12 protein-coding genes are annotated in these 7,337 nt (G+C 64.2%); 6 read left to right on the top strand and 6 right to left on the bottom strand.

Annotated elements, in window-relative coordinates:
- Nucleotides 1-441 precede the first annotated feature (441 nt).
- A complete protein-coding gene (locus tag MKK67_RS00910) occupies nt 442-585 on the top strand; it encodes a hypothetical protein (protein WP_243961028.1) in 144 nt (47 codons plus the stop codon).
- A 112-nt stretch (nt 586-697) separates the two neighbouring features.
- Here MKK67_RS00910 and MKK67_RS00915 read toward each other — a convergent pair whose 3' ends face one another.
- The 5 genes from MKK67_RS00915 to MKK67_RS32515 form a co-directional block, all read right to left on the bottom strand.
- On the bottom strand, nt 698-1,570 hold the full coding sequence (locus MKK67_RS00915; protein WP_243961065.1) for a MipA/OmpV family protein: 873 nt from the start codon (nt 1,568-1,570) through the stop codon (nt 698-700).
- A 221-nt stretch (nt 1,571-1,791) separates the two neighbouring features.
- Nucleotides 1,792-1,998 carry a hypothetical protein gene (locus tag MKK67_RS00920; protein ID WP_243961030.1) on the bottom strand — a complete coding sequence of 69 codons (207 nt, stop codon included), beginning with the start codon at nt 1,996-1,998 and terminating at the stop codon, nt 1,792-1,794.
- Nucleotides 1,999-2,063: 65 nt separating this feature from the next.
- Entirely contained in the window at nt 2,064-2,351 is a 288-nt protein-coding gene (locus MKK67_RS00925) for a hypothetical protein (protein WP_243961032.1), read from the bottom strand.
- 42 nt (nt 2,352-2,393) lie between these two features.
- Nucleotides 2,394-2,639 carry a hypothetical protein gene (locus MKK67_RS00930; RefSeq protein ID WP_243961041.1) on the bottom strand — a complete coding sequence of 82 codons (246 nt, stop codon included), beginning with the start codon at nt 2,637-2,639 and terminating at the stop codon, nt 2,394-2,396.
- A 206-nt stretch (nt 2,640-2,845) separates the two neighbouring features.
- Nucleotides 2,846-2,971 carry a hypothetical protein gene (locus MKK67_RS32515; RefSeq protein ID WP_279594891.1) on the bottom strand — a complete coding sequence of 42 codons (126 nt, stop codon included), beginning with the start codon at nt 2,969-2,971 and terminating at the stop codon, nt 2,846-2,848.
- A gap of 213 nt (nt 2,972-3,184) precedes the next feature.
- Between MKK67_RS32515 and MKK67_RS00935 the strand changes: the two genes are divergently transcribed.
- A complete protein-coding gene (locus tag MKK67_RS00935) occupies nt 3,185-3,532 on the top strand; it encodes a low affinity iron permease family protein (protein ID WP_243961045.1) in 348 nt (115 codons plus the stop codon).
- Between the two features lie 34 nt (nt 3,533-3,566).
- Here the strand turns inward: MKK67_RS00935 and dnaQ are convergent, their stop codons facing one another.
- Nucleotides 3,567-4,274 carry a DNA polymerase III subunit epsilon gene (gene dnaQ, locus MKK67_RS00940; protein ID WP_243961048.1) on the bottom strand — a complete coding sequence of 236 codons (708 nt, stop codon included), beginning with the start codon at nt 4,272-4,274 and terminating at the stop codon, nt 3,567-3,569.
- A 988-nt stretch (nt 4,275-5,262) separates the two neighbouring features.
- On the opposite strand from dnaQ, the gene MKK67_RS00945 reads away from it, so the two are divergent.
- From MKK67_RS00945 to MKK67_RS00960, 4 genes are all read left to right on the top strand, one after another.
- Entirely contained in the window at nt 5,263-5,907 is a 645-nt protein-coding gene (locus MKK67_RS00945; protein WP_243961050.1) for an AAA family ATPase, read from the top strand.
- Entirely contained in the window at nt 5,904-6,221 is a 318-nt protein-coding gene (locus tag MKK67_RS00950) for a hypothetical protein (protein ID WP_243961052.1), read from the top strand. Before MKK67_RS00945 ends, MKK67_RS00950 begins: the two co-directional genes overlap by 4 nt.
- A 177-nt stretch (nt 6,222-6,398) precedes the next feature.
- On the top strand, nt 6,399-6,770 hold the full coding sequence (locus tag MKK67_RS00955; protein WP_243961054.1) for a hypothetical protein: 372 nt from the start codon (nt 6,399-6,401) through the stop codon (nt 6,768-6,770).
- Nucleotides 6,767-7,337 (top strand): tyrosine-type recombinase/integrase (locus MKK67_RS00960; protein ID WP_243961064.1); only part of this gene is annotated, 571 nt, incomplete at its 3' end. The genes MKK67_RS00955 and MKK67_RS00960, both read left to right, overlap by 4 nt.

Consider the following 7,337-nt stretch of genomic DNA (forward strand, 5'->3'; position numbering starts at 1 on the left):
GGCTAGACGTATAACGATGAATACAACCCGCGAATAAAAGCGACACACCCAGGGCGTGTACTGATATGCATAATCGTCGTGCTAAGCTCCGGGTCGAAGCTACTATCGAAGGCCGTGTCGCATTCCCGGGGATCGATGCCGAGGTACGCTGCATCGTGACAAACCACTCACCCGCAGGTGCATGCCTCGTCTTCACGCCCGGGCTAGCAGTACCCCGCTACTTCGACCTTGCGATCGGCCAAGAGCCGGTTTCGTCGGGTGTTCATGTGATCTGGCGTCGCGAGGACTCGGTAGGCGTGGCCTATGCTGCCCCACGGGTGGGGGTACCGGACGTCATTCCGGGCTAGCTTGAAGCTTCACAGTCTAGCCGTTTTCGAAGCGCCTCCTGAAGGGAATGGCGGGGGCGGCCCGCCGGGTATCACGCCGCTTAGAGTACCCCGCGTGTTGAACACCCTGTTGGCTCTATTGGCCGTCGTCGTCGTCATGGCCGCTCACGGCGTGGCCAAGCTGGTGCTTCTGCCGTTCCGGGCATTGCGCGGCCTGTTCCGACACAGTGCCAAGCCGGTGCAGGTCACGGCCCGCTAACCAGATCCCGGCACCCTACGCGGACGCCGGTGAGATCGACGACCTCCCCCGCCAGCCCGTGATCAGATCGGGCGGCGGGGCCGAGCTGGTCCAGCACAGGTACGCAGACCGATTAAAACAAGGCCGGCGTCGTGAACGAGTAGTCGAGCTTTACGCCGAACTGGAACTGATCTGGACTACCAAACGGGCGCCGGACCAGTGGGCTGTCGCCGGATGCACCCAAGATGCGAGTGTAGCCAGCGAAGGCCGTGTACGCCCAAGTCTCGTTTTGCGTGTAGGTCACAGCACCGAGCACGCCCGCCGAGTAGAAGCTTCGCGGGTCATAGGGTGTGACCCGGCCGTTCAGGGCGGCTTCGGCCGGTGACACGCCAAAATACTTCCGGGCAAAGCTGGCATCGCCGATATTGAAGCGTGGGCCGATGGAGAACAAAAGCTTCTCCGTCGGGATCAGATAGTCGGCCGCGACCGAGCCGACCGTGCCGTGATGTCCGTAGACGCCCTGCCGAGCCTCGACGCGGGTGCGGATGAAGGAGACTGGGTAGAACTCGGCGAACACGCCGGGCTCAACTGCAAATCGCGCGTCGCGGAGCCCGAACAGGTGGCGTCGGTCGTCGCCATAGTAGCGGCCAGGTACAATGCGAGCGGTCGGCCCGATGCGAAACACCGGATCATCATAGAGGGACAGACTGAAGCCATCGTCCGGAGCCGAGAAGCGGCGCGGTTCTCCGAGACGACGAATGTCGATGGAGGGATAGCCGACAGGCGTGTAGTCGCTGGCGCCGGGATAACGGGGCACGATCTGTAGCGAGCCGCTGACCGTCACCACCCAAGTGCTTGGATCGACTTGAGTAAAAGTCGGCACTGGACGTGGCAGGACAGCGCTCAGGTCTGCGGCATGGGGCGCAGTCGTACCGCATACGACAAAGACCGCGATTACGCCGAAGAAGGCGCGAAACCGCAGGGTACGATGGGGTGATGATGGCATGGCCACGCTTTATGGCGCCTTTTCATCCCGCCCGCATGCACATGCTGCTCAACTCTCGTCCGAACGGCTCGCAATAGGATCGGCCGTGATGATTTAGCAACGTTCTCCCGAGTCGGATCGCAAGGGTAGCTTCGATCCGATCAATCACCCCTGGGGCTCGGATCGCCACCTCAGTCAGCTTAGTTCGAGAGGATAGACTTTTCGCCGCCGTGCACGGGCTATCAAGTCGGCGCCGGCTCGATCCAGATGAACAGCAGTGTCGCAATCACAAGAAGCGCACCAAATATGTAGGCAGCATGGAAATCTAGGCGGTGCTGAGACGCTTTTCCGATCCCGGACATGATCAGCTTTATCGCCGTGGCGATACTAGCGCCTCCAGAGCCTATGATGAGGGCAAAAAGGATCCAGCCAGCAAGCGTATGGGGCATGGATTGCTCTACTGCAGTCGGCTGAGGCCGTCCATTGGACAATACGTAAACCGCTTACGAGGCTGTTACCGCCACCGCTCCTTCATGCAGGCGAGCACATAGACGGTCCGCATGCACCGCTCCGTCTCGGGCTGGGAGCGCGCGTTGCCCATGCAGGCGTCCATCCCGGAGGAGAGCAGCAGGCGATCGACATCCTTTGCAGTGGCGCAGGTGAAGATCGGCTGGAAGCCTTCGAACCGGCTCACCTGCCAGAAGATGGCGACGACCGACAGCAGGCAGAACGAGCAGACCATCAGCCTGCTGTCGTAGAACCAGTGCCTGCCGTTGGTGGTCATGGTCGTAGGCTCGCTCATCCCTTCACCGGGTGCGCCAGCAGGGTCGCGGTCCGCGGATCATCACGCAGCCAGAGCTAAACCCTCGGTCTGCCCTTCAAGGACGCGAGCGCTTTCGGCGCTGCTACCACCGAACAGATGCCGGTACAGATCCGCCGGGGTCCGCGTCAGACCGTTTCCGTCCGCGATAAACACGTCAGCCATCCCGGCAGCAATTAGGCTCATGCCGTGATCCAGAGCGTTTAGCAGCGAGGCGTGCTGATAGGCGAACCGGCGCGCAGACTCACGGGCAGTGACGGTGAAGCTCACAGATGATGATCCCGATATGATCACGTGGCGCGACTGATTGGACGGCGCCGCTGACCTATGGTTGCAATAGGGAAGAGATTGAAGCGGAGCCGCTGACGAGCGCCGCCTCTCACGCGTCATCGCCAGCGATAAAGACCGTCTGTTGAAGAAATCGTGTTCAACCTGCGGCTGCGGACACACTCGCAAGCAACCGATCGCGCCTGGACCTATTGCATTAAGGAACTGGCCTCGGTCGCGACATCGGCCTGCACGGCATCAACCACGGCGTTGATCTCATCCTCGGAGATCGCGGCGGCCTTGCGCGGGTCGGAGACGGTGGGGGTCGAGGCCATGACCCTGCCCTACCGCGGCCGCTTTTGGGCGCCCATCGCTAGGTAGGTGCCACTCTGATCACTGCGTCAGCCTTTCCCGAAGGCAGTTCCGATGCCGGAAGCACGCCTCACGTCCTCGCTATTTCCGGAACCGCCATAGGCTTCAAGCTCGTTCCTGGCAGGAGGCCGCACGGCTCCGTCGGTCCGGCTACCTAGGACAAGGCTTGGTACTCGATGCTCGACCGGCCAATCGTCGGCCTCGCCGTGTGGCTCTCGAAGCCGACCGGCTTCTTGGTCACCTGCTTCACGGTCGCCGCGGGCCTCGGCTCCGGCGCCCTCCTCAGCTTCAACGACCACTGGGCGCTGGTCTTCAACCTTTTCCTATCGATTGCCGCCATGCTCCTGGCGGGCGTCATCCTCGTGGCTGGGGCCCGAGACACCGCTGCCATCCAGATCAAGCTCGATGAACTCCTCCGAGCTGTCGAGAACGCGGATGATCTGCTGGTCGGGATCGAGGAACGCAGCGCCGAGGAGCTTGAGCTGATCCGGAAGGACAAGGCGCCAACGCCAAGCTCGAACTGAGTGGTCGCCCTTCGTCGGGTGACGAACCCGTCCCTCAGCTATCCGTCTCGCTGATGTAGTCCGCCCAGACCAGCGTCTTGAGCGTGCCGATGAATGCCGCATGGCGCTCCCGCTCGGCGTCGGTCAGCCGGGATTTGAACACGCGCGGCGAGATCGGCCGGGCGGCATCTGCCGCAGACTGAGCCGGGGTGGAAATGACGGGCGCCAAGTCGAAGCCGGTCTGCTTGCCACCCAAGAGCTCGACGTAGACCTCCGCCAGGATCTGGGCGTCGAGGAGCGCCCCGTGCTTCGTGCGGCGACTGCGATCGATCCCGTAGCGGTTGCAGAGCGCATCGAGGTTGTTGGCCGCGCCGGCGTGCTTGCGCCGGGCGAGGAGGAGCGTATCGACCACATCGTCCAGCTTGATCGCCGCCGGTCGCGGTTCGGGCAGGCGGGCATATTCGGCGTTGAGGAAGCCGACGTCGAAGGGCGCGTTGTGGATGACCAGAGTGCCGTCGCCGATGAAGGCCAGCAGCTCGGGCGCAATGGCGGCGAACAGCGGCTTGTCGGCCAAGAAGGCGTCGGACAGGCCGTGCACCGCGAAGGCGTCCGGGTGAACCGCCTTCTGCGGGTTGCAGTAGCGGTGGAAGGTCCGGCCGGTCGGGGTGTGGTTGATCAGCTCGACGCAGCCAACCTCGATGATACGCTCGACCTTGGCGTCCGTGCTGGTGGTCTCGGTGTCGAGGACGATCTCGCGCGTCATGCCGCCTGGCTCCTTCGCTCGGTAGGCTGCTCGGTCAGCCCTGAACCGGGGCCCCCATGATGATGGCGGTCATCACCATCGTGCGGCGCAGGCTCATCCGCATTCCTATCCCTTGGCGCGCGCCCAAGCTTCCGACAAGGCCTGGACTGCCTCATCCTGCGTTTGCACCTCGCCGTTCAGTGGCTTCAGATCGACCTCATCGCGCTGATTTCCCGTACACGCCCAAAACCATGTGCCGGCGTTCGGGCCGCCAAGGTTTTTCATGATCCGTCCGACCTCAAGGCCGTCTTCGGTAGCGACGAAATCGTAGTGCGTATCTGGGGCTGTGCGGGACCAAACGAGGGGCATGCCGAGCTGTACCGCAGACTGTCTGATGGCATCTGCAGTGCAGGCAAGGTGCCAAGATGGCCGAGTAAGCGGTCCCCCGCTTCAGGGATTAACTTCGGTCTAACGGGAATGTGAGCCGCCGAGTCGCAGATCTGGCGTCTGTCCTGCTTGGCTGTCAGGATGCGATCCCTGACCGATTTAGAACAAGCCATTCTAAAGGTGCTGACGGACCACCCGGTCAGCACAAGTGTCGTCAAGTCCCGTGCTGGCGTACCAGTGAGCCAGCGCAATGGGCCGACGCTGGCAGCCTGTCTGGCGCTGGAACGGCATGGTCTGGCTCGAAGTGTCGGCTCTGGATTGTCCCAGCGCTGGAGCCTCCCTGACAGGACTGACGCTCAACAAAGCGTCTCAGCCTAGCAGCAGCGTGTAACCGGCCGGGCGGCCGTATCATCACGGCTCGCCCGGCCTTGCGCACTCCCGACTGCACCGCAGCTGATAGTCGTCAGGTAGAGCGGACGGCACTGCAGCGCTACCGCGCTCTGCTGCTGTCGTGCTGCAATGCTGTAGTGCTACAGCGTCACCGCGTGATGGCGCTGTCAGATCGTAGCACTTCCGCACTGTCACGCTTTACTGCTACAGCGCGACAGCATTGCGAGGGGACATGCGAACGATAACCCTGGTCACGCAGAAGGGCGGCGCCGGCAAGACGACAGTCGCCGCCAGCCTCGCGGTCGCGGCTGCGGAGGCCGGCGAGAAGGTCGTAGCGCTCGACTTGGACCCGCAGGGCTCGCTCGCGGCCTGGGGCGACAACCGGGCCGAGGACGCGCCCGCCGTCGACCGCCTCGGTCCTGACCGGCTGGCGGACCTGCCGCAGATCCTGGCGGCTCTCGGCGAGCAGGGGTTCACGCTGGCCGTTCTCGACACGGCCGGCGTCGCGTCCACCGGCGGCAACCTCGCCATGCAGGCGGCCGACTTGGCGCTGATCCCTGCCCGGCCGTCCCGCCTCGACCTTCAGGCGACCATGCCGACGATCGAGACACTGATGCGGCTCGGCATGCGGGATCGGTTCGCGTTCGTGCTCAACCAGTGCCCGGCCGGACGGTCGGCGCGAACCGTCGAGGCGGCCAGCGGGCTCGGAATGTTTGGCGTCTTGGCCGAGCCCTCGTTGACCCAGCGAGCGGACCATCAGGACGCGCTGGCGGCCGGGAAAGGCGTCACGGAGTATGCACCTGACGGCAAAGCGGCCGACGAGCTGCGCGCGCTCTGGGCCTGGGCGGATCGCAAGATGAAGGCGAACAAGGCATGAGCAAGCGCCCTTCCTTGATCGGCGGCCTGACCCTGCCGGGACCCGAGCCCCGTGAGCCGGCGGCATCTGCTGCCCCTGCCTCCGCGCCGACCTCGCCCGAACCGGAAAGCGCGAAACCTGCGGGCCGGCGAGCCCGTCCGGATGTGGTGCATACCTCTGTGTACCTGCCGAAGGAGGTGCATCGGCGCTTGCGCGAAATCGCGTTCACCCGGGACGTGAAGGTTCACGACGTCATCATGGAAGGGATCGACGCCGCGCTGCAAAAGCACGGGCACCCGTCCGCGGCTTCGCTCAAGGGGAAGGGCGATGCGTAGCAGGGCAGCGGGATGGTGCTGCGGCGCTATCCTGCTGTGACATCATCATGCTTTAGCGCTGCGGCGGCATCATGCTTCCATGCTGTAGCACTACAGCACGACAGCATTGCAGGGAGGCGCCGGGTCAGCTACGGTACGAACGCAAGACAAGAACGCTTATCTTGCGTTGGACGCCCGATGCAGCCGAATTTGCTCAACCCGGTCCTGTTCACGGTGCTCGGCGACGCGGTGACGCTCGCCAAGCTCCTATCGTCCACGGGCCTCGCGCTCGACGTCCTCGGCGTCGTGATCCTGCTCGTGCAGGATCTTCGCATGCGGACCCACGAGCTCGACGAGGCGAGCATCGAAAATCAGATCCGGCGCGACATGCAGCGACGGATCGGAATGCGTTCGATCGGTGAGGTGCCTGTCTCTCTGGGCGGGAAACTTATTGCTGCGGGTGCCGCGCGCCGCCTCCAGGCAGTGGCGTTGCTCCGTGGGACACGGACTGGATTTGCGCTGATCCTGGCTGGGTTCATCCTGCAGCTCTCTGGAACCCTCGCATCATGAGCACTACGCTCGTCCTGATAGACGACCCCGTCGAGGCGCTGCCGCCGGCGCAGGCCGACGACGATGCGCAGATGGTCCGGTTGTGGCTGGCCCGATCCTCAAGCCCTAACACGCGCCGGAACTACGAGCGCGAGGCGCGGCGCTTCCTAGCGCATGTCGGCAAGCCGCTCGGCTCGGTGCGGATGGGTGAGCTGCAGGACTACCTTGCCGGCCTGCCGGGCTCGTCGGCCACGGTGGCGCTCGCCGCCTCGGCGCTGAAGTCGCTGTTCACGTTCGCCCAGGAGGTGGGGTTCCTGCGCTTCAACATCGGCGCGGCCGTTAAGGTGCCGCCGATCAAGAACACCCTGGCCGAGCGGATCATGTCGGAGGCCGACGCGCTACTGATGATCCGGCAGGAGCCGATCCTGCGAAACCGCGTGCTGCTGACCGTGCTCTACGGCGGCGGCCTGCGCATCTCGGAGGTGTGCGGCCTGCGCTGGCGGGATCTCGCGGTCCGGGATGAGGCCGGGCAGGCGACGGTGTTCGGCAAGGGCGGCAAGACCCGGGTGGTGCTGTTGTCAGCTGCGA

This window comes from Methylobacterium sp. J-072 (genome assembly GCF_022829425.1).
Lineage (GTDB): Bacteria > Pseudomonadota > Alphaproteobacteria > Rhizobiales > Beijerinckiaceae > Methylobacterium.

Excerpts from the sequence above, each read along its gene's own strand:
- MKK67_RS00945 (WP_243961050.1), top strand. The coding sequence starts at position 5,263 with ATGCGAACGATAACCCTGGTCACGCAGAAGGGCGGCGCCGGCAAGACG.
- MKK67_RS00950 (WP_243961052.1), top strand. The coding sequence starts at position 5,904 with ATGAGCAAGCGCCCTTCCTTGATCGGCGGCCTGACCCTGCCGGGACCC.
- MKK67_RS00935 (WP_243961045.1), top strand. The coding sequence starts at position 3,185 with ATGCTCGACCGGCCAATCGTCGGCCTCGCCGTGTGGCTCTCGAAGCCG.
- MKK67_RS32515 (WP_279594891.1), bottom strand. The coding sequence starts at position 2,971 with ATGGCCTCGACCCCCACCGTCTCCGACCCGCGCAAGGCCGCCGCGATC.
- MKK67_RS00955 (WP_243961054.1), top strand. The coding sequence starts at position 6,399 with ATGCAGCCGAATTTGCTCAACCCGGTCCTGTTCACGGTGCTCGGCGAC.
- MKK67_RS00925 (WP_243961032.1), bottom strand. The coding sequence starts at position 2,351 with ATGAGCGAGCCTACGACCATGACCACCAACGGCAGGCACTGGTTCTAC.
- MKK67_RS00915 (WP_243961065.1), bottom strand. The coding sequence starts at position 1,570 with ATGCCATCATCACCCCATCGTACCCTGCGGTTTCGCGCCTTCTTCGGC.
- MKK67_RS00920 (WP_243961030.1), bottom strand. The coding sequence starts at position 1,998 with ATGCCCCATACGCTTGCTGGCTGGATCCTTTTTGCCCTCATCATAGGC.
- dnaQ (WP_243961048.1), bottom strand. The coding sequence starts at position 4,274 with ATGACGCGCGAGATCGTCCTCGACACCGAGACCACCAGCACGGACGCC.